This is a genomic window from Aquicoccus sp., from assembly GCF_041686535.1.
Classification (GTDB): Bacteria; Pseudomonadota; Alphaproteobacteria; order Rhodobacterales; family Rhodobacteraceae; genus Aquicoccus.
This window is the reverse complement of the sequence record NZ_JAWLDS010000014.1, coordinates 1-19473: the sequence shown is the minus strand read 5'-3', so window position 1 is coordinate 19473 and position 19473 is coordinate 1. Positions and strand designations below refer to the sequence as shown.

The 19473-nt window shown below is 65.1% G+C and carries 17 protein-coding genes and 1 tRNA gene; 13 read left to right on the top strand and 5 right to left on the bottom strand.

Annotated elements, in window-relative coordinates:
• Positions 1-34: 34 nt before the first annotated feature.
• Positions 35-862, bottom strand: a complete 828-nt coding sequence (locus tag ACESL9_RS05365; protein WP_372674574.1) for a DUF6544 family protein — start codon at positions 860-862, stop codon at positions 35-37.
• A gap of 265 nt (positions 863-1127) precedes the next feature.
• On the opposite strand from ACESL9_RS05365, the gene ACESL9_RS05360 reads away from it, so the two are divergent.
• The 4 genes from ACESL9_RS05360 to ACESL9_RS05345 are packed head-to-tail and all read left to right on the top strand — an operon-like array spanning position 1128 to position 5764.
• Positions 1128-2654, top strand: a complete 1527-nt coding sequence (locus ACESL9_RS05360; RefSeq protein ID WP_372613305.1) for an ABC transporter ATP-binding protein — start codon at positions 1128-1130, stop codon at positions 2652-2654.
• A complete protein-coding gene (locus tag ACESL9_RS05355; RefSeq protein ID WP_372613307.1) occupies positions 2641-3723 on the top strand; it encodes an ABC transporter permease in 1083 nt (360 codons plus the stop codon). Before ACESL9_RS05360 ends, ACESL9_RS05355 begins: the two co-directional genes overlap by 14 nt.
• A complete protein-coding gene (locus ACESL9_RS05350; RefSeq protein ID WP_372613334.1) occupies positions 3723-4643 on the top strand; it encodes an ABC transporter permease in 921 nt (306 codons plus the stop codon). The genes ACESL9_RS05355 and ACESL9_RS05350 overlap by 1 nt, the downstream gene beginning before the upstream one ends.
• Before the next feature lie 47 nt (positions 4644-4690).
• Positions 4691-5764, top strand: coding sequence for a BMP family ABC transporter substrate-binding protein (locus ACESL9_RS05345; protein ID WP_372613309.1), 1074 nt, complete (start codon positions 4691-4693; stop codon positions 5762-5764).
• Positions 5765-5930: 166 nt separating this feature from the next.
• On the opposite strand, the gene ACESL9_RS05340 is transcribed toward ACESL9_RS05345, so the two are convergent.
• On the bottom strand, positions 5931-6389 hold the full coding sequence (locus ACESL9_RS05340) for an Lrp/AsnC family transcriptional regulator (protein ID WP_372613311.1): 459 nt from the start codon (positions 6387-6389) through the stop codon (positions 5931-5933).
• A 157-nt stretch (positions 6390-6546) separates the two neighbouring features.
• Between ACESL9_RS05340 and ACESL9_RS05335 the strand changes: the two genes are divergently transcribed.
• The 7 genes from ACESL9_RS05335 to ACESL9_RS05305 all read left to right on the top strand — a co-directional run bounded on the left by ACESL9_RS05335 (position 6547) and on the right by ACESL9_RS05305 (position 12768).
• Positions 6547-6981: a universal stress protein gene (locus ACESL9_RS05335; protein ID WP_372613313.1), complete on the top strand. Its 435-nt coding sequence runs from the start codon at positions 6547-6549 to the stop codon at positions 6979-6981.
• A gap of 26 nt (positions 6982-7007) precedes the next feature.
• The gene (locus tag ACESL9_RS05330) at positions 7008-8552 is read left to right on the top strand and encodes an alanine/glycine:cation symporter family protein (protein WP_372613315.1); all 1545 of its coding nucleotides are present in this window, start codon (positions 7008-7010) and stop codon (positions 8550-8552) included.
• A gap of 104 nt (positions 8553-8656) precedes the next feature.
• Entirely contained in the window at positions 8657-9601 is a 945-nt protein-coding gene (locus ACESL9_RS05325) for an aldo/keto reductase (protein WP_372613317.1), read from the top strand.
• On the top strand, positions 9598-10677 hold the full coding sequence (locus ACESL9_RS05320) for an NAD(P)/FAD-dependent oxidoreductase (RefSeq protein ID WP_372613319.1): 1080 nt from the start codon (positions 9598-9600) through the stop codon (positions 10675-10677). Before ACESL9_RS05325 ends, ACESL9_RS05320 begins: the two co-directional genes overlap by 4 nt.
• Before the next feature lie 52 nt (positions 10678-10729).
• On the top strand, positions 10730-11389 hold the full coding sequence (locus ACESL9_RS05315; protein WP_372674573.1) for a DUF938 domain-containing protein: 660 nt from the start codon (positions 10730-10732) through the stop codon (positions 11387-11389).
• 107 nt (positions 11390-11496) lie between these two features.
• Positions 11497-11835 carry a carboxymuconolactone decarboxylase family protein gene (locus ACESL9_RS05310; protein ID WP_372613323.1) on the top strand — a complete coding sequence of 113 codons (339 nt, stop codon included), beginning with the start codon at positions 11497-11499 and terminating at the stop codon, positions 11833-11835.
• 129 nt (positions 11836-11964) lie between these two features.
• Positions 11965-12768: a GH25 family lysozyme gene (locus ACESL9_RS05305; protein ID WP_372674572.1), complete on the top strand. Its 804-nt coding sequence runs from the start codon at positions 11965-11967 to the stop codon at positions 12766-12768.
• Positions 12769-12975: 207 nt separating this feature from the next.
• Here the strand turns inward: ACESL9_RS05305 and ACESL9_RS05300 are convergent, their stop codons facing one another.
• The 3 genes from ACESL9_RS05300 to ACESL9_RS05290 form a co-directional block, all read right to left on the bottom strand.
• Complete coding sequence (locus tag ACESL9_RS05300; protein WP_372613327.1) at positions 12976-15480, bottom strand: FAD-dependent oxidoreductase; 2505 nt, start codon at positions 15478-15480, stop codon at positions 12976-12978.
• A 145-nt stretch (positions 15481-15625) separates the two neighbouring features.
• On the bottom strand, positions 15626-17398 hold the full coding sequence (ggt, locus tag ACESL9_RS05295) for a gamma-glutamyltransferase (RefSeq protein WP_372613336.1): 1773 nt from the start codon (positions 17396-17398) through the stop codon (positions 15626-15628).
• A 293-nt stretch (positions 17399-17691) separates the two neighbouring features.
• A complete protein-coding gene (locus tag ACESL9_RS05290; RefSeq protein WP_372613329.1) occupies positions 17692-18678 on the bottom strand; it encodes a 2-hydroxyacid dehydrogenase in 987 nt (328 codons plus the stop codon).
• Between the two features lie 110 nt (positions 18679-18788).
• Here ACESL9_RS05290 and ACESL9_RS05285 point away from each other — a divergent pair, with 110 nt between their 5' ends.
• Positions 18789-19283 carry an SH3 domain-containing protein gene (locus tag ACESL9_RS05285; protein WP_372613331.1) on the top strand — a complete coding sequence of 165 codons (495 nt, stop codon included), beginning with the start codon at positions 18789-18791 and terminating at the stop codon, positions 19281-19283.
• 114 nt (positions 19284-19397) lie between these two features.
• A tRNA-Gln gene (locus tag ACESL9_RS05280) sits at positions 19398-19472 on the top strand.
• Position 19473: the final 1 nt, after the last annotated feature.

Genomic DNA, 19473 nt, shown 5'->3' with positions numbered 1-19473 from the left:
CAACCCGACGGAAAACGCCCCGGGACGGTCCACCTTACCCAGCCGGCTCTGCGACCAAACTTGTGATCCGCCCCCGCCAATAGGGGGCGAAGCCCTCGTCCCCGACATAACCGACCTCGGCGCGCAGGGGCACGCGCCGTCCGCCGATCATGTCATAGTCGTGGAACCGCCCGTGCCAGTCGCGCAAGACGCTGCTCCCGTCCGGCCCGGTCGCCGGGCGGTCGCGTGCATTCATCTCTACGATGTCGCCGCCGGCATCCAACGCGAAACACACCACCGCGTCGCGTGGTGTCATGGCCAGCCGCGCCTCGATCCGGCCATCTTCCAACACCCGCCACTGGACCGCACGGTTTGCCAGAACGGCGTCCGGTGCCCATGGCAATTCGGCAAGATAGCGCATCGCCTCGCCCCGATCCATCTCGTCGCCCTCCACACGCGCCACAGGCACCGACCCCAAGAGCCGCGCCGCCAGCAGGCCGCGCCCCTCCACGAAGCTGTCGATCACCCGCAGGGTCACCAACGGACCGCGCGTCTGCCACGCCTCCCAGACAAAACCGGGGGCCGCAACGCCGATCACCTGTCGCGCTGCAATCGGCTGCCACCCCTTGCCCGGGGCCAATGCCATCTCTGCCTCTTGCGTCAGGCGCACCGCGCACGCCGCCGGCTCTTGCCCGCCCGTGCCTCGCAGGCCAAGCGCGGCAACCGCATCCGGGAGTTCGTCGCGCATCCCGTCCGGTGCAGGCCCTGCCATGACCTGTCCGGCCAATGCCGCAGCCTGCTTGCGAAACCGCCACGCGGCCCACATCTGCAAACCGCCCAGCACCGCCAGCCCGCCAACAACACCTTTCACCACCATCATCATGTCACACCCCCCGACCGGGGACACGGCGCGCCTGCCTCTTTCCCGTGCACCCCGTCAATTTGCATATGTTTATCGCCGCCCATCGAAAATATCACCTTGATTATCTACGCATCATTGAAAGAGTTTATGGGTGCCACGGCGAATCCCTGCTTGCACGAATCCGGACAAACCCGTTTTCTTGTTGTCATAATCAGGGGGCGCAGGCCCGAAGAATGAAACAGACGCAGCCAGCGGCCGCCCCGGCGGCGCGCCAAGGGGAAACCGCGTGACAGGGACGTTGCTTTCGATTCAAGGTCTGACCAAGGCCTATCCCGGTGTCGTGGCCAACGACTCCGTTTCGTTCGATATAGGCACCGGCGAGATTCATGCGCTGCTGGGCGAGAACGGCGCGGGGAAATCCACCCTCGTCAAGATGATCTACGGCCTTGTCAAACCCGATAGCGGCACGATGGAAATGCGCGGTGCGCCCTACGCCCCGCCAGAGCCGCGCTCGGCGCGCCTTGCGGGTGTCGCCATGGTGTTCCAGCATTTCTCGCTCTTCGACGCGCTTGACGTGTCCGAGAACATCGCGCTCGGCATGGAAAACCCGCCGCCGCTGCGCGACCTGGCCGCGCGCATCCGCACCGTCTCCGAGGAATACGGCCTGCCGCTCGACCCCTACCGCACCGTCGGCGGCCTTTCGGCCGGGGAACGCCAGCGGGTCGAGATCATCCGTTGCCTGCTGCAGGATCCCAAGCTCCTGATCATGGACGAACCGACCAGCGTCCTGACCCCGCAAGAGGTCGAGATCCTGTTCGAAACCCTCAACAAGCTGCGCCAGGAAGGCACCTCGATCCTCTATATCAGTCACAAGCTCGAAGAGATCCGCACCCTTTGCGATACCGCCACGATCCTGCGGCTGGGCAAGAACGTGGGCACCTGTGACCCGCGCGAGAAGAGCGCGCGCCAAATGGCCGAGATGATGGTCGGCAGCGAACTGCAAACCCCGAAAGGGGCCGGCGCGACGCCCGGCGCGGCGGTGCTCGATGTGTCGGGGCTCACGCTGCCTGCGCCCACCAAGTTCGGGACCGCGCTCAAGAACGTGCACCTGCGGCTGCACACTGGCGAGGTTCTGGGCATCGGCGGGGTCGCGGGAAACGGCCAGGACGAGTTGCTGGCCGCGCTCTCGGGCGAAATGCGCGCCGCGCGAGACGCGATCCGCCTCAAGGGGCAGGATATCGGCCATCTCGGCCCCACCGCGCGGCGCCGCCGCGGCCTGCTCGCCGCCCCCGAGGAGCGCCTCGGCCATGCCGCCGCCCCCGACATGAGCCTGACCGAGAACGCGCTGCTGACCGGCGTGGTGCGCGAAGATCTGGCGACGAACGGCTTTCTCAGGTGGGGCAAGGCACGCAAGTTCGCCGAGAGGATCATCGAGACATTCGATGTCCGCACCCCAGGACCGGACAGCGTTGCGCGGTCGCTCTCGGGGGGCAACCTGCAGAAATTCGTCATCGGCCGCGAGGTGCTCCAGCGCCCCGAGGTCCTGGTGGTGAACCAGCCAACCTGGGGTGTCGATGCCTCGGCCGCCGCCGCGATCCGCCAGGCACTGCTTGACCTGGCGGGCGATGGCACCGCCGTTCTGGTGATCAGTCAGGATCTCGACGAACTCATGGAAGTGGCCGACCATTTCGCCGCGCTGAACGAGGGGCGACTGACCGAGACACGGCGCACCGCGGATCTGACGATCGAGGAAATTGGCCTCATGATGGGCGGCGCCCATGACGGGATGGAGGTGGCGCATGTTGAAGCTTGAGAAACGCCCGCAACCCAGCCGGGTGTTCGCCTATCTCACGCCCGTCCTGGCCGTCATCGCCACCATGTTCGCGGGGGGGCTGCTGTTTGCCGCGCTGGGCAAGAACCCGGTCGAGGCGATCCGCACCATTTTCTGGGATCCGCTCTTTGGCGATTTCGCCGCCTATTATCGCCCGCAACTGCTGGTCAAGGGTGGCCCGCTCATCCTCATCGCGATCGGGCTGTCGCTGGGCTTTCGCGCCGGGATCTGGAACATCGGCGCGGAGGGGCAATACATCGTGGGCGCGCTTTGCGGTGCGGCCGTGGCGCTCGCATTCTATCCGCTCGAGGCGTGGTATATCTTCCCGCTGATGGTGCTCGCGGGGGCATTGGGCGGGATGGTCTGGGGCATGATCCCGGCGCTTCTCAAGGTGAAATTCGGCACCAACGAGATCCTGGTCTCGCTGATGCTGGTCTATGTGGCCGAGAACCTGCTCGCGGCGATGGCGCTGGGGCGGATGAAGAACCCCGAGGGCCGGGGCTTTCCCGGTTCACGCAACCTCAAGGAATATCCCTCGGCCTTCAATGACGAGATCATCATCGGCACGGGCATGCATTGGGGCGTGCTCACCGCCTTCCTGGCGGTGATCTTTGCCTATGTGCTGCTCAACCGGCACATGCTGGGCTTCTCGATCCGCCTCACCGGCGAGGCGCCGCGCGCCGCGCGCTTCTCGGGCGTCAACCCGGCGCGGATCGTCCTCTTCTGCCTCGGGATTTCCGGGCTGATGGCGGGCCTTGCGGGCATGTTCGAGGTCTCGGGCCCGTCGGGCCAGATCAGCATCGACTTCAACGTGGGCTATGGCTTTACCGCGATCATCGTGGCCTTTCTCGGGCGGCTGCACCCGGTAGGTATCCTTCTGGCAGGTCTGCTGATGGCGCTCACCTATATCGGTGGCGAGATCGCGCAGGGCAACCTCGGCCTGCCCTCGGCGGCAATCCAGCTTTTCCAGGGGATGCTGCTCTTCTTCCTGCTGGCAGTGGACATGTTGACCAATTACCGTATCAGCCTCGTCAAACGGGAGGCCACATGATGGACATGGATTCGATCACGCCGGCCCTGCTGCTGGCCTCGCTCATGGTGGCGGCCACGCCGATCCTGCTGGCCGGCATCGGCGAGCTGGTCGTCGAACGCGCCGGCGTTCTCAATCTCGGGGTCGAGGGCATGATGATCACCGGCGCGATCTTCGGGTTCGCGGTCACCATCGAAAGCGGCTCGCCGATGCTCGGCTTCGCCGCGGCGGCGGCGGGGGGTGCGGGGCTGGCGTTGCTCTTTGCCGCGCTAACCCAGCTCGCGCTGGCCAACCAGGTGGCCTCGGGCCTTGCGCTCACGCTTTTCGGGCTGGGGCTTTCATCGCTCCTGGGCCAGGATTACGTGGGTCTGAAACCGGTCCAGCCCCCGGCCTTCAAGATCCCGCTCCTGTCGGATATTCCGTTTATCGGGCGTGTGTTCTTTTCGCATGACCTGATGGTCTATTTCGGGCTCGGACTGGTGGCCGCGGTCTGGTTCATGCTCAAGTACACGCGCGCCGGTCTGATCCTGCGCGCGGTGGGCGAAAACCACCATGCCGCCCATGCGCTGGGCTACAAGGTGGTGCGCATCCGTATCCTCGCGATCCTGTTCGGGGGCGCCTGTGCCGGGCTGGGCGGCGCCTATATCAGCCTCATACGCGTGCCCCAATGGACCGAAGGCATGACCTCGGGCGCGGGCTGGATTGCGCTGGCGCTCGTTGTCTTTGCAAGCTGGAAACCGGGCCGGGTGCTGCTCGGTGCCTGGCTTTTCGGCGGCGTGACCGTTCTGCAACTCAATTTGCAGGCCGCGGGGCTTGCCATTCCGGTCGAATATCTGTCCATGTCACCCTATCTGATTACCATCCTCGTGCTGGTCATCATGTCAGCGGACAAGAGCCGCGCCCCCGCGTCTCTTGGCCGTATATTCCACGCCTCGGGCTGATCGGCCCGGGGATGCTGCCAACTCGAACCAACAGGGAGTCACCAATCATGAAACTCACCCATATCCTTGCCAGTGCCGCCATGGCGCTTGGCCTAGCCACCACGGCAGTGGCACAGGACAAGACCAAGGTCGGCTTCATCTATGTCGGGCCCGTCGGCGACGGCGGCTGGACCTATGAACACGACCAGGCCCGCAAGGCCGTGGTCGAGCATTTCGGCGACAAGGTCGAAACCGTCTATCAGGAAAGCGTGCCCGAGGGCGCGGACGCCGAACGCGCGATCAGCCAGATGGCGCTTCAGGGGGCGGACCTGATCTTTACCACATCGTTCGGCTTCATGGATGCGACCGTCAACGTGGCCAAGAAGTTCCCGGACGTGAAATTCGAACACGCCACCGGCTACAAGACCGCCGAGAATGTCTCGGTCTATTCCGCGCGCTTCTACGAGGGCCGCGCCATCCAGGGCCACATTGCCGGCAAGATGACCGAGTCGAACACCGTCGGTTATATCGCCTCCTTCCCGATCCCCGAGGTCATCCGCGGCATCAACTCGGCCTTCATTCACGCCCGCAAGGCCAACCCCGATGTCGAGTTCAAGATCATCTGGGCCTATACGTGGTTCGACCCGGCGAAAGAGGCCGACGCCGCCAAGGTCCTGATCGAACAGGGCGCCGACGTGATCCTGCAACACACCGATTCGACCGCCCCGCTCGCCGCCGCGGAGAAAGCAGGCAACGTGATCGGCTTCGGACAGGCATCCGACATGGCCGAATACAAGCCCAGCCCGCGCGTGTCGTCGATCATCGACGACTGGGCACCCTACTACATCGACCGGGTTCAGGCGGTGATGGACGGCACATGGGAAACCAAGGACACATGGGACGGCATCGGCCCGGGCATGGTCGGCATCGGCGAGATCACCGACGCGGTTCCGGAAGATGTGAAGGAAGAGGCACTGGCCATGAAAGAGGCAATCGCCAACGGCGAATACCACCCCTTCACCGGCCCGCTGAACAAGCAGGACGGCACGCCGTGGCTTGCCGAGGGCGAAGTGGCCGATGACGGCACGCTCCTGGGCATGGATTTCTATGTCGAGGGTCTGAGTAGCGAAATCCCGGATTGATCGACCTTTCCGCGACGACACGGGAAAAGGCCCTGCCCTCGCGCAGGGCCTTTTTCATTGCGCGAAGGGGCCGCCGAGGGCCAGCCCGGTCCGAAACCGCGTCCCTGAGGCTCCCGCGCATGTTCCGGCACGCTCCCGCCCGAGCATCGCCCCCTGGCTTGCCCGCCTACCTTCCCAGATAGAACCCTTGGAACTCCTTCACTGTCGACAGGCTCAGCAGTGTTTTCATCTGCGTGACCGAGGGGAGTTCCGACAGCCGGTCACGATAGAGCTTCTCATAATCCTCGGTCGAGCGCGCGGCGACACGGATCAGGTAATCGAACTCGCCCGAGATCAGGTGACATTCGAGCACCTCGTCCATCTCGCGGATCGCCGCCTCGAAGGTGCGGATATTCTCCTTGCGCTGGGATTCGAGCTTGATCTCGATGAAGACCTGGAATTCGAGCCCCACCGCGCGCCGGTTGAGCCGGGCAGCGTAGTGCGAGATCTTGCCGTCGCTCTCAAGGTTCTTGACCCGCCTGTGACAGGCCGAAAGCGACAATCCGACCCGTTCGGAGAGGCGCGCCATCGAGATCTGCCCCTCACGCTGCAATATGGAAAGTATTTTCGTATCTATCCGATCCATTGTAAATCTTTCCAATTTTCCTGATTTTCTTCGATTATTTTGCAAAATTTTTCGACTCTGATGCAAGCTTGGGATTTTTTCTTTCAACGATCTGCCTATTCTGAACCTGCGTCAAAACGGCGCAAGCAACCCCAAGGAACCCTCGAAGGAGGAAAAGATGAGCAATATCTTCGTCGTCGGCTACGACGACAGCGACGCGGCGCGCCGGGCGCTCGATTTCGCGGTATCCCGTGCCAAGGCACAGGGCGGCGAGATCGTCGTTGCGCATGTACTGGAATGGTCACCCTATTCCTTTCTGACGCCAACCGAACTGGAAGAGCGGCACAAGCGCCGCCAGCAAGAGCTTGAGCGTGCCGAAACCGCGATCCTCGCGCCGGTGCTGGAAAAGCTGGAAAGCAGCGGCCTCAAGGCCAGGGGCGCGATGCGCTATGGCCAGATCGCCGACACGATCTGTGACATCGCACGCGAGGAAAAGGCCGAGCAGATCATCGTCGGGCGCCACGGCGAAGGCGGGCTGGCCCGGCGGGTCTTCGGGTCGGTTGCCGGCACCCTGACCCAGATCGCGCCGGTGCCCTGCACCATCGTGCCATAACCAAGTTCAACAGGGACAAAAAAACCATGATAACCAATCTCACCCGCGCCGTTTTCGGTGCCTTGGCCCTTACCGGCCTCGCCGCGCCCGCCGCGGCGCAATCCATCGACGAGACGGTCAACCGGATCTTTGCCGATTCCACCGGCTGGTTCGTCAATCTCATTTTCTCCAATTTTCCCGGCACGTCCTTTCCCTGGATCGTGGGTTGGCTGGTGATCGGCGCCACGGTCTTCACGCTCTATTTCGGCTTTGTTCAGTTTCGCGTGGCCCGCCATGCCATCGCCCTGGTCAAGGGCGACTATTCCGACCCCAACAATGCCGGCGAAGTGAGCCATTTCCAGGCGCTGGCGACGGCGCTTTCGGGCACGGTCGGGCTCGGCAATATCGCCGGTGTGGCAGTCGCCATCGGCATCGGCGGGCCGGGGGCCACGTTCTGGATGATCCTTGCGGGCCTGATGGGCATGGCGTCGAAATTCACCGAATGCACGCTCGGTGTAAAATACCGTAACGAATATCCCGACGGGCGCGTTTCGGGCGGCCCGATGTATTACCTGACCAAGGGGTTTGCCGAACGCGGGCTGCCGGGGGGCAAGGTCCTCGCCGTGCTGTTCTCGATCTTCTGTATCCTCGGCGCGCTGGGTGGCGGCAACATGTTCCAGGCCAACCAGGCGCATCAGCAGATCACCGGCGTTGTCGGGCAGTATCCCGGCTGGATCACCGGCATCATCTTCGCCGGCGTTGTCTATGCGGTGATCATCGGCGGGATCAGGTCGATTGCCAAGGTCACCGAAAAGATCGTGCCGGTCATGGGCATCCTCTATGTCGGCACCGCGCTGATCATCATCGCGATGAACTATCACCTGATCGGCTGGGCCTTTGGCCAGATCTTCGCCGGCGCATTCACCGGGCTCGGAGTCGCGGGCGGCATGGTCGGCGCGCTGATCCAGGGCTTCAAGCGGGCCGCGTTTTCCAACGAGGCCGGCGTCGGCTCGGCGGCGATCGCCCACTCGGCGGTCAAGACCAACGAACCGATCACCGAAGGCTTCGTCTCGCTGCTTGAGCCGTTCATCGACACGGTCGTCGTCTGCACCATGACCGCGCTGGTGATCATCATCACGCAGCAACTGGTGACCGATCCCGAAACCGGGCTCTACCTGCTCAACGAGGCGGGCACAGCCGTTCAGACCGTCGGCGACACCTCGGGCGTCGGCCTGACCTCGGCCGCCTTCGGCAGTTCCATCGGCTGGTTCCCCTATGTGCTGGCGCTGGCCGTGGTGCTGTTTGCCTTCTCCACGATGATCACCTGGTCCTATTACGGCCTCAAGGCCTGGACCTTCCTCTTCGGCGAGGGCGAGACCAAGGAACTGGTTTTCAAGGTGATCTTCTGCATCTTCGTGGTGATCGGGGCGGCGGCACAGCTTGGCCCGGTGATCGACTTCTCGGACGCGGCGATCTTTGCCATGGCGGTGGTCAACATCATCGGTCTCTATTTCCTGATGCCGATCGTCAAGCGCGAACTCGACAGCTATCTCGGCCGCCTGAAATCGGGCGAGATCAGGAAGTTCCAGTAACCTGCCCGACCGGGCAGCCCGAACCGAACGAAAGGGGCCGGCCAGACCGGCCCCTTTCCCTTTCGCCTCTTTCTCAGCGCCGTCTTTCGTGGCAGGTTGAGCCCATGACGACGCTCACCTCACCCGACGGGACGCCGATTTCCCGTTTCGCCTTCGGCACGATGCAATTCGGCGGCGCGGCCGACGAACGCAGCTCGGCCGCCATGTTCCGCGCCGCCCGCAGCGCCGGGATCACGCATTTCGACACCGCGCATATCTATACCAACGGCAATTCCGAAAAGATCCTCGCCCCCCTCGTCAAGCCGGAGCGCGCGGGCCTCGTGATCGCGACCAAGGTGGGCTATGCCGACGGTACCCCAGCCGCGAAACTGCGCGCCGATTTCGAGGTGTCGCTGGAACGGCTCGGGATGGAGACGGTCGATATTCTCTACCTGCACCGCCATGACGCGGAAACCCCGCTCAAGGATCAGCTCGAGGTGCTGGCCCGGCTCAGGGACGAGGGGAAGATCCGCTATGTCGGCCTGTCGAATTTCGCCGCATGGCAGGTGATGAAGGCCGACGCGATTCTGCGCGACATGGGCCACGGGGTCGATATCGTCCAGCCGATGTACAACCTCGTCAAACGCCAGGCCGAGGTCGAGATCCTGCCGATGTGCGCCGCGCAAGGCATCGCCTGCGCACCCTATTCACCGCTGGGCGGCGGGCTGCTGACCGGGAAATATTCCGGCGATGACGCTGACAGGATCAAGGGCCGCCTGACCGAGGACCGGCGCTATGCCGCGCGCTACGCGCCCGATTTCATGCACGCCGCCGCGCGCGGGCTCAAGGAGATCGCCGAAGAGATCGGCACCCATCCCGCCACGCTCGCCGCCGCATGGGTGGCGCGCCACCCGGCCGCCCCCATGCCGATCCTCTCGGCCCGCTCGTCCGAGCAGCTTGCCCCCTCGCTCGCTGCCATCACGTTCGAGATGGATGACGCGCTTTATGCGCGGCTCTCGGCGCTCGCGCCCGCGCCACCCCCCGCAACCGACCGGATCGAGGAAACATGACCGACATTCTCATCATCGGCGGCGGAATCGCGGGCCTTTCCGCCGGTGCCCGCCTTGCCCCGCATATGAACGTCACCGTGATCGAGGCCGAGGAGGCGCTGGCCTATCACGCGTCGGGCCGTTCCGCCGCCCTCTTCGAGCCGCATTACGGCCCTCCCACCACCGTCCAGCTCAGCCTTGCCAGCTCCGATTTCTACATCGGCGGCGACATGCGCTATTGCCGTCCGCGCGGCGTGCTCTTTCTCGCCCGGGCCGATGAGCGCGCGGCGTTCGAAAAGGATTGCGCGGTGATGGACCTCGAAGAGATCACCGTCGACGAGGCCCGCGCGCTGGTGCCCATCGTCAACCCCGATATGGTCGCCTTTGCCGCCCATGCCGACCGGGCGCATGACATCGACACCGACCTGCTCATCCAGGACTGCGCCCGCGAGATCAGGACAAATGGCGGCGCGATCCACCTGAGATCACGCGTGAGCCGCATCACCCGCCACGGCGAAACCTGGCAGGTCACGACCGAAAGCGGCGAGACCCACCAGGCGCCGCTCCTGCTCAACGCCGCCGGGCCATGGGCCGGGCAGGTGGCCGAGATGGCCGGGCTCTCGCCCATCGGCTTCACCCCCTGCCGCCGTTCGATGGCCCGCATCCCCGCCCCGGGCGGGCATGACGTGTCGACCTGGCCGATGTTCTTTGGCACCGGGGAACGCTGGTATGCCAAGCCCGACGCGGGACAGCTCATCGTCTCGCCCTCCGAGGAAGAGCCGAGCACACCGCATGACGCCTGGGCCGACGACATGGTGCTGGCCGAGGGGCTGGCGCGCTACGAGGAAATGGTGAGCGAACCCGTCACCCGCGTCACCGCGAACTGGGCCGGGCTTCGCACCTTTTCCCCCGACCGCAAGATGGTGCTGGGCCAGTCGCCCGAACACCCCGCCTTCTTCTGGTCCGCGGGCCAGGGCGGATACGGGTTCCAGACCGCCCCCGCGGTAAGTGAGCTTGTCGCCGACCTCGTGCTCGGGCGCACACCCGCGCTCGACCCCGATCTCGTCGCCGCGCTATCTCCACGGCGTTTCGCGTGAGGCAAGCGACGGGTTTTCGAGTATTTTTCCCAAGAAAGAGCCAGATGCGCCCATGCCTCGCCGCCTGAACCTGCCCGACAGCGCCGCTGTCGCCAATGCCACCGACAGGGGCAAACTGGTGGCACCCTCGGCCGCGCGCAATGCCGATGCGATCTGCGCCGTGATCGCCGATATTGGCCCCTCGGCGGGCCGCGCGCTCGAACTCGCAAGTGGCACAGGGCAACATGCCGTGGCGCTGGCGCAGGCAATGCCAGGGCTTGACTGGCAACCTTCCGAGATCGACGCGGCCCGCCGCGCCAGCATCGACGCCTATGTGGCCGAGGCCGGTTTGCCCAACCTTGCCCCCGCCATCGCGCTCGACGCCACCGCCCCCGGCTGGGGCGCGGCGCAGGCCGGTCAGGACCTGGTCGTTGTGGTGAACCTCTTGCACCTCGTTTCCGAACCCGAGGCGCGGGCCCTGATCACCGAGGCCGCACAGGCGCTGGCGCCCGGCGGAATGCTCGCGATCTATGGCCCCTTCCTGCGCGACGGCGCGGCCACCTCCGAAGGCGACGCGCGGTTTCACGCCTCGCTCACCGCCCAGGATCCGGAAATCGGATACAAGGATGACTGGGACGTGATCGACTGGCTCCAGGGCGCGTGGCTCGACATGGCGCACGTGGTCGAGATGCCCGCCAACAACCTGCTGCTGGCCGCGCGCAAGCCGGGCTGAGCGGCCCCGCCGCCTTCCGTGACGGAAACCACGCCACTTGACACGGATCAAGGCCGCACGCCCTGCGCCATGCTCTTTGCCTCTTACCAACATGCAAGGAGAAGAATATGTCCTGGACAGACACGATCGCCGAAACCCGCAACAACCTGCGCGAACTCAACAAGACCATTCCCGAGGCGACCAAGGGCTTTGCCGGGCTGTCGAAGGCGGTCAAGGAAAACGGGGCGCTGAGTTTCAAGGAAAAGGAATACGTGGCACTGGGCATCGCCGTGGCCACCCATTGCATGCCCTGCATCGCCTTTCACGTCGAGGCGCTGATCAAGGCCGGCGCCACCCGTGACGAGGTGGCCGACGTTCTGGCCATGTGCATCCAGATGGCCGGGGGACCGGGGCTGATGGTCTCGGCCGAGGCACTGGCGATCTATGACGAACTGTCCGCGGCCTGACACCTGGCAGATCGCCGGGGCCGGGTTTCCGCCCATTCGAGGCACGGGCACACAAGAGGCTTGCCAAGCCGCGCCCGATAGGCTCCCATCGGGTGGACCCCGCACAACATGTCATCCCCGGAGGCCAGCATGAGCAGACTCACCCGCCGCGGCGTCGCGTTCGGCCTGCCGATGCTCGCGCTTGCAGGCTGCGGCACGGGCCAGCCGGTGCCGGCAACCTCCGGCACGATGCGCGCGCCCGTCCTCAACCCGCCACGTTTCGGCGACAGCAAACCCGTGAGTTTCGCTGCCCCCGCCCCCGACGGTTTCGCGGTTCACGGCATCGACATGGCCCGGTTCCAGAGCGCGGTCGATTGGCCCGCGGCGCGCGCGGCGGGCGTCAGTTTCGCCTTCATCAAGGCGACCGAGGGCGGCGACCTGCGCGACCCGTTGTTCGCCGACCACTGGCGCGGCGCGGGGCGCGCCAGGGTCCCGCGCGGGGCCTATCACTTCTATTATTTCTGCACCCCGCCCGAGGTGCAGGCGCGCTGGTTCATCCGCAACGTGCCGCGCACGCGCGGGATGCTGCCCCCGGTGCTCGACATGGAATGGAACCCGTTCTCGCCCACCTGCACCAAGCGCCCGCCCGGGGCCGAGGTGCGCAGGCAGGCGCGGATCTTCCTCGCGGCACTGGAACGTCACTACGGCCAGCGCCCGATCGTCTATACCACGCCCGAATTCTACCTGCAGACCGACCTGGGCCGCCTGGGCGAGGAATTCTGGCTCCGCGCCACCGCCGAGAACGTGAACCGGGTCTACCCCGGCCAGCCCTGGCGCTTCTGGCAATACACCGCCACCGGCATCGTGCCGGGCATAGAGGGCGCCACCGATCTCAACGCGTTCAACGGCTCGGCGGCGCAGTGGCAGGCATGGCTCGCATCGCGGCAGGTGTGAGACGGGCGGTCGCAGAACAAGCGAAGAAACCCTTGCCCGGAACAGCGGCGAAGCCGCCCGGGCAGCGCCCGCTCGGGCGGCGGTCGGGCGCTGCCCGCATGTCAAATGGCCCGCAATGGGCTCATTTTTCTACCTAGGCGTGCCGCCCCAACCACCAAGGGCCGAGAGCTTCCCCCCGGCCCTTGCAACATCTTCAGGGCTCGGCCCTCACCCATCCACGCGGATATTGGCGTTGGTCGGGTCATAGGGGCTGTCCTCGACCACCTCGGCGGGCCAGAGCTTGTCCTGCATCCTGACCATGAGCTTCTGTCCCACCTTCGCCTGCTCCGGCTTCACATAGCCCATGCCGATGCTCTTGCCGAAGGCCACCGAATAGCCCCCCGATGTAAGACGCCCCACCCGGGTCTCCCCGTCATAAAGCGCCTCGCGCCCCCAGGGGTCGGCGTCGTCCGGCCCGTCGATCAGGAGCGTCACGCATTTCGAGCGTATCCCCGTCGCCTCCATCGCCGCCTTGCCATGGAACTCCTTGGACAAGTCGACAAAGCGCGGCAGGTCGGCCTCGAGCGGCGTCGCATCACGGCCCAGCTCGTTGCCGAAGGCGCGATAGCTCTTCTCCTGGCGCAGCCAGTTCTGCGCCCGCGCGCCGACGAGCTTCAGCCCATGCTTCTCACCCGCGGCCAGCAGAAGATCCCACAGGTAATTCTGCATCTCGATGGGGTGATGCAGCTCCCAGCCCAACTCGCCGGTATAGGCTACGCGGATCGCGTTGACCGGGCACATGCCCAATTCGATCGGGCGGGCCGAAAGCCACGGGAACCGCTTGTTCGACAGCACCGTGTCGGGATCGGCGTCGCGGATCACCTCTTTCAGAACGTCCCGCGTTTTCGGCCCGGCGATGGCAAAGACGCCCCATTGCGTGGTCACGTCCTGGATCTCGATATAGCCGAATTCATCGGCCTTGTCGGCCGCCGACTTGCGCAGGAAATCGCCGTCATACTCGGTCCAGCCGCCCGAGGACACGCAGTAATACTCATGCTCCTTCATCCGCACGATGGTATATTCCGTGCGCGTCGTGCCATGATCGGTGAGCGCATAGGTCAGGTTGATGCGTCCGACCTTGGGCAGCTTGTTGCAGGTGAACCAGTCGAGGAACGCGGTCGCCCCCGGTCCCTTGACCACGTGCTTGGTAAAGGCGGTGGCGTCGATCATCCCCACCCCCTCGCGGATCGCGCGGGCCTCGTCCACCGCGTATTGCCACCATCCGCCCCGGCGAAAGCTGCGCGCGTCGTGATCAAAGCTTTCGGGCGCATCGAGCGGGCCGTAATAGTTGGGCCGCTCCCAGCCGTTCACCCAGCCGAATTGCGCACCCAGTGCCTTTTGACGGTCATAGGCGGGTGCTGTACGCAGCGGGCGCGCTGCCGGGCGTTCTTCATCCGGGTGGTGGAGGATATAGACGTGGTCATAGGCTTCCTCGTTCTTGCGCGCGGCGAACTCGGTGGTCATCCAGTTCGACGAGAACCGCTTGGGATCGAGGCTCGCCATGTCGATCTCGGCCTCGCCACCGACCATGAGCTGCGCAAGGTAATGCCCGGTGCCACCCGCCGCGGTGATGCCAAAGGAAAACCCCTCGGCCAGCCACACGTTGCGCAGCCCCGGCGCAGGCCCGACAAGCGGGTTGCCGTCGGGCGTGTAGCAGATCGGCCCGTTATAGTCGTCCTTGAGTCCCACCTCTTCCGTGCTGGGAATCCGGTGGATCATGCTCATGTATTCCTCTTCGATCCGCTCGAGATCGAGCGGGAAGAGATCGGCGCGGAAACTGTCGGGCACGCCATATTCGAACCGCGCGGGGGCGCCCCGCTCATAGGGGCCGAGAATCCAGCCACCGCGCTCCTCGCGCACATACCATTTCGCATCCGCGTCGCGCAGCACCGGGTGCTGCGGGTTGCCCGCCTCGCGCCATTTGACCAGTTCGGCATCCGGCTCGGTCACGATGAACTGATGCTCGACCGGGATCGCGGGCATCTTGATCCCCAGCATCCGGGCGGTGCGCTGGGCGTGGTTGCCGCTCGCGGTCACCACGTGCTCGGCACTCACCACCACCTGCTCCTCTCCGGGCACGAGGTTGCCGCCCCGCTCGACCATTTTCGTGAGCGTCACGTCCCAGTGATCGCCCTTCCACTCGAACGCATCGGCCTGCCACTTGCGCTCGATGCTCACCCCGCGCTGCCGCGCGCCCTTGGCCATCGCCATGGTCAGGTCGGCCGGGTTGATATAGCCATCGGTGGGGTGATAGATCGCACCCTTCAGATCCTCGGTGCGCACCAGTGGCCAGCGATCCCTGATCTCGTCCGGCGTCATCCACTCATAGGTCACGCCACAGGTCTCGGCGGTGGCGGCATAGAGCATGTATTCATCCATCCGCTCCTGCGTCTGGGCCATGCGCAGGTTGCCGACGGTGAAGAATCCGGGGTTGAGGCCGGTTTCCTCTTCCAGCGTCTTGTAGAACTCGACCGAATACTGGTGGATATGGGTTGTCGCATAGGACATGTTGAACAGTGGCAACAACCCCGCCGCGTGCCAGGTCGAGCCACTGGTCAACTCGTCCCGCTCGATCAGCATCACGTCGGACCAACCGCCCCGGGCGAGGTGATAGGCGATCGACGTGCCGATGGCTCCGCCGCCGACGACAAGGGCTTTGACTTGGGTTTTCATGATCTTCGACTCCCCGGGAATGCATTCATCCCCCGTATGGCCGAAACCACGGCGCCCGCGCATCATTCATCCGACCGCTGATCACATAAAAACGACCTGACCCAGTTCCCGGCGGGTCAAGAGCCCTTCGAAGCGGCGCAGCGCCTCACTCCCCGATCGCGATCCCCTCGCGGCGCGGATCGGCCCCGCCGCTCAGCCCGTCGGCGCCCCGCGCGATCGCGTGCAGCCCGGAATTGAGCGGCGGCGTTTCGACATCGAACCCCATCTCGCGCAACGGCGCCTCAAGCGCCTCTGCCGCGCTTCCGCGCTCGACATCATATGTGCCGAAGCGGTTGACCAGATGCGGCAGGGCCACGGCCTGCTGCACATCCATGCCCCAGTCGATATGCGCAATGATCGTCTTGGCCACGTAGCCGATGATCCGGCTGCCCCCGGGGCTGCCCACAACCAGCACCGGCGCACCATCCTTGAGCACGATGGTCGGCGCCATGGAGGACCGCGGCCGCTTGCCCGGCTCCACCCGGTTGGCCACCGGCACCCCGTCGCGATGGCTGCGAAACGAGAAATCGGTCAATTGGTTGTTGAGCAGGAACCCCGCCACCATGAGCCGCGATCCGAACGCGTTCTCGATGCTCGTCGTCATCGACAACGCATTGCCATGGGAATCGACGATCGAGATATGCGAGGTCGAGGGCCGCTCGACCCCGGCATCATCGGCCCAGTCGAGCGCATGGTCGAACTCCGGCTCACCGGGTTCGACCTCGCGCAATGCCGTGTCACCGCGCAAAAGCGCGGCCCGGCGCGCCATGTAATCGGCCTCCACCAGCCCCTTGACCGGCACCGGCACGAAATCGCTGTCGGCCATGTAGCGGCCCCGGTCGGCAAAGGCGAGACGGCTGGCATCGCCGATAAGCCCCCATGCCTCGGCGCTCTCCGGCCCCATCGCCGCGAGGTCGAAATCCGCCAGAATCCCAAGGGTTTGCCCAACGGTCAACCCGCCGGAACTGGGCGGACCCATGCCACAGACATCATGCCCGCGATAAGGCACACAAACGGGCGAGCGTTCGATCACCCTGTAGAGGCTCATGTCGATCTCGGTCAACCGGCCCGGATTGCCTTCGGCGCCCTGCACCTTTTCAACGATCGCCTTGGCGATCTTGCCGGCATAGACCTGTCGCGCCCCCTGCCCCGCGATGGCCCTCAGCGTGGCGGCATATTCGGGATTGCGCAGCAATTGCCCTTCGACCAGCGGCAACCCACCGGGAAGGAAATAGGACTGCGCCATCGGATCGCGCGCCAACCGCGTTGCATCCGCAGCCACCAGCGCGGAAAGCCGCGGCGACACGATGAACCCCTCCTCGGCGAGGCGGATCGCATCGGAAAAGAGCCCTGCCCAATCCAGCCGCCCCCAGCGCGCATGGGCGCCCTGCATCAGTGCGGGCGTGCCCGGCACACCCACCGAACGTCCCCCCACAACCGCCTCAAAGAAGTCCAGCGGCTCACCGTCCTGATCGAGAAACAGTGTCGGCCCGGCAGCCAGCGGCGCCTTTTCGCGCCCGTCGAGCGTGGTGGTCTCACCGCTCTCGCCATCGTGCCAGACGAGGAACGCACCACCCCCCAAGCCCGAGCTTTGCGGCTCGACCAGCCCAAGCACAGCCTGCACCGCGACCATCGCATCCGCCGCGGTCCCCCCTTCGGCCAGAACCTGCGCGCCCGCCTCCGCGGCATAGGGGTTGGCCACCGATACCATCCAGTCGCGGCCGGTGACCGGCGTTCCCGCGTCCTTGGCAGCCTGCGCCCCGGCGCTCAACTCGCTGATCGCGGCCCGCCCCGTCTCGGTCGCGGCCTCGGGGGCCAACGCATCGGCCGCATCCTGCGCCCACGCCGGCAGAGCCGCCGCCCCGGCCCAGACCGTCATCGCAAGGACACCCGCCCAAAGGGCGCTGCCCCGGCCCTGCTCGCTCGCCTTCATCGTGCCCTTCCTCGTGCGCTTGTCACCCCCACCGCCAGACTGCGCAAAAAAACGCCACTTTGGCAATCCACCAATCCCCGCCCACTGTCCCGGTCGCGGCGCCCGGTCGCCGGCGCACGCTGCGTTAACCGGTTCCGACCGGTCTCCGTACCGTGGCGCCTGTCATACGCCCGGCAGCCGGGCAGCAGCCGGGAGTCACCCCCCGGATTTCGCGCCCGTTGCGGCGTTAACCTCTGGCCTCACAGCATCGACGGCACCACCAGGTCGGGCGGGCGGTGACCGTCGTCGAAGGTCTTGATATTGATGATGACCTTCTCGCCCATCTCCAGCCGCCCCTCCTGCGTGGCGCTCGCCATGTGCGGGCTCAACACCACGTTGGGCAGTTCGCGCAGCTTCGGATTGACCGCGTTTCCATGCTCGAAAACGTCCAGCCCCGCACCGCCGATCTCGTCCGCTTCCAGCCGTCGGACAAGGGCGTTCTCGTCGATCACCTCGCCCCGCGACGTGTTGACGAGGACCGCGTCTTTCTTGAGCAATTTCAACCGCCTGGCATTCATAAGGTGAAAGGTCGAGGGGGTATGCGGGCAGTTGATGCTGATCACGTCCATCCGCGCAGCCATCTGGTCGAGGCTCTCCCAGTAGGTGGCCTCGTACTGCGCCTCGATCTCCTCGCGCAGCCGGCGGCGATTGTGGTAATGGATCTGCATGCCAAAGGCCCGCGCCCGCTGCGCGACCGCCTGCCCGATCCGCCCCATCCCGAGGATGCCCAGCCGCTTGCCATGCACCCGCTGCCCCAAAAGCGCGGTCGGCGCCCAACCCGCCCAGGCGCCCTCCTTCATCCGCGCCAGCCCCTCCGGAATCCGCCGCTTCACCGCCAACATCAACGCCATCGTCATATCCGCCGTATCATCCGCCGAAACGCCGGGCGTGTTGGACACCAGGATACCACGCTGCCGGGCCGAAGCCACGTCGATATGATCCACCCCGGAGCCATAATTCGCGATAAGTTTCAGTTGGTTGCCTGCGCGCGCCAGCAGGTTCGCATCGATCTCGTCGGTGATCGTCGGCACCAGAATATCGGCGCTCTCCACCGCTTCCGTCAACTCCGCCCGCGTCATCGGAGTGTCATCGTCGCGCAGCCGCACATCGAAGAGTTCCTTCATCCGCGTCTCGACCGCTTCGGGCAAACGTCGCGTTACGACAACACTCAGACGTCCAGTTGGCATATAGGTCCTCCCTTCGCTTTCCTTGGGCGCGCGTTACTGGCAAAGTGACGGATAGTCAGCCGAGGCACAAGAACCTCTTGGCGATTTCACGAGGAATATCAGGCAGTCCGATGCGCAGGGCCATTCTCTCTCTTTTGGTGCTCTTTCTATCCTCGGCTGGCCTCATGGCGAGTGAGACGCGCGGCGGCGTCACCAATCTTCCCATTCCCCGCTTCGTGTCGACCAAGACCGAAGAAACCAATGTCCGGCGCGGCCCCTCGCTCACCCATCGCATCGACTGGGTGTTCCAGCGCAGGGGCATGCCGGTGGAAATCACCGCCGAACATGGCCACTGGCGGCGGGTCCGCGACCGGGACGGCGCGGGCGGATGGGTGCACTACTCACTCCTGTCCGGCATCCGCACCGTGATCGTTGAGGAAGACATGCTTGAAGTTTTCCTGACACCCGACCCCGAGGCCCCCGTGGGCGCGCATTTCGAAATGGGCGTGATCGCAAGGCTTGGGGAATGCAAGAACGACTGGTGCCACGTTACCGCAGGCGGCCACAAGGGCTGGGCCCGCAAGAGCGCCTTGTGGGGGGTCACCTCCGACGAGACCGAAGATTGAGTGCTATCCCGCACCAGCAGACACGGCAGCAAAAGGCCGGGCTGGTGGAGAATGAAAAATATTGACCACGGCTCTTGCAAGCACGCTGATCCTTGCGTAATTACCACGCCACATTGGGGTGTAGCCAAGTGGTAAGGCAGCGGTTTTTGGTACCGTGTACCGTAGGTTCGAATCCTACCACCCCAGCCAG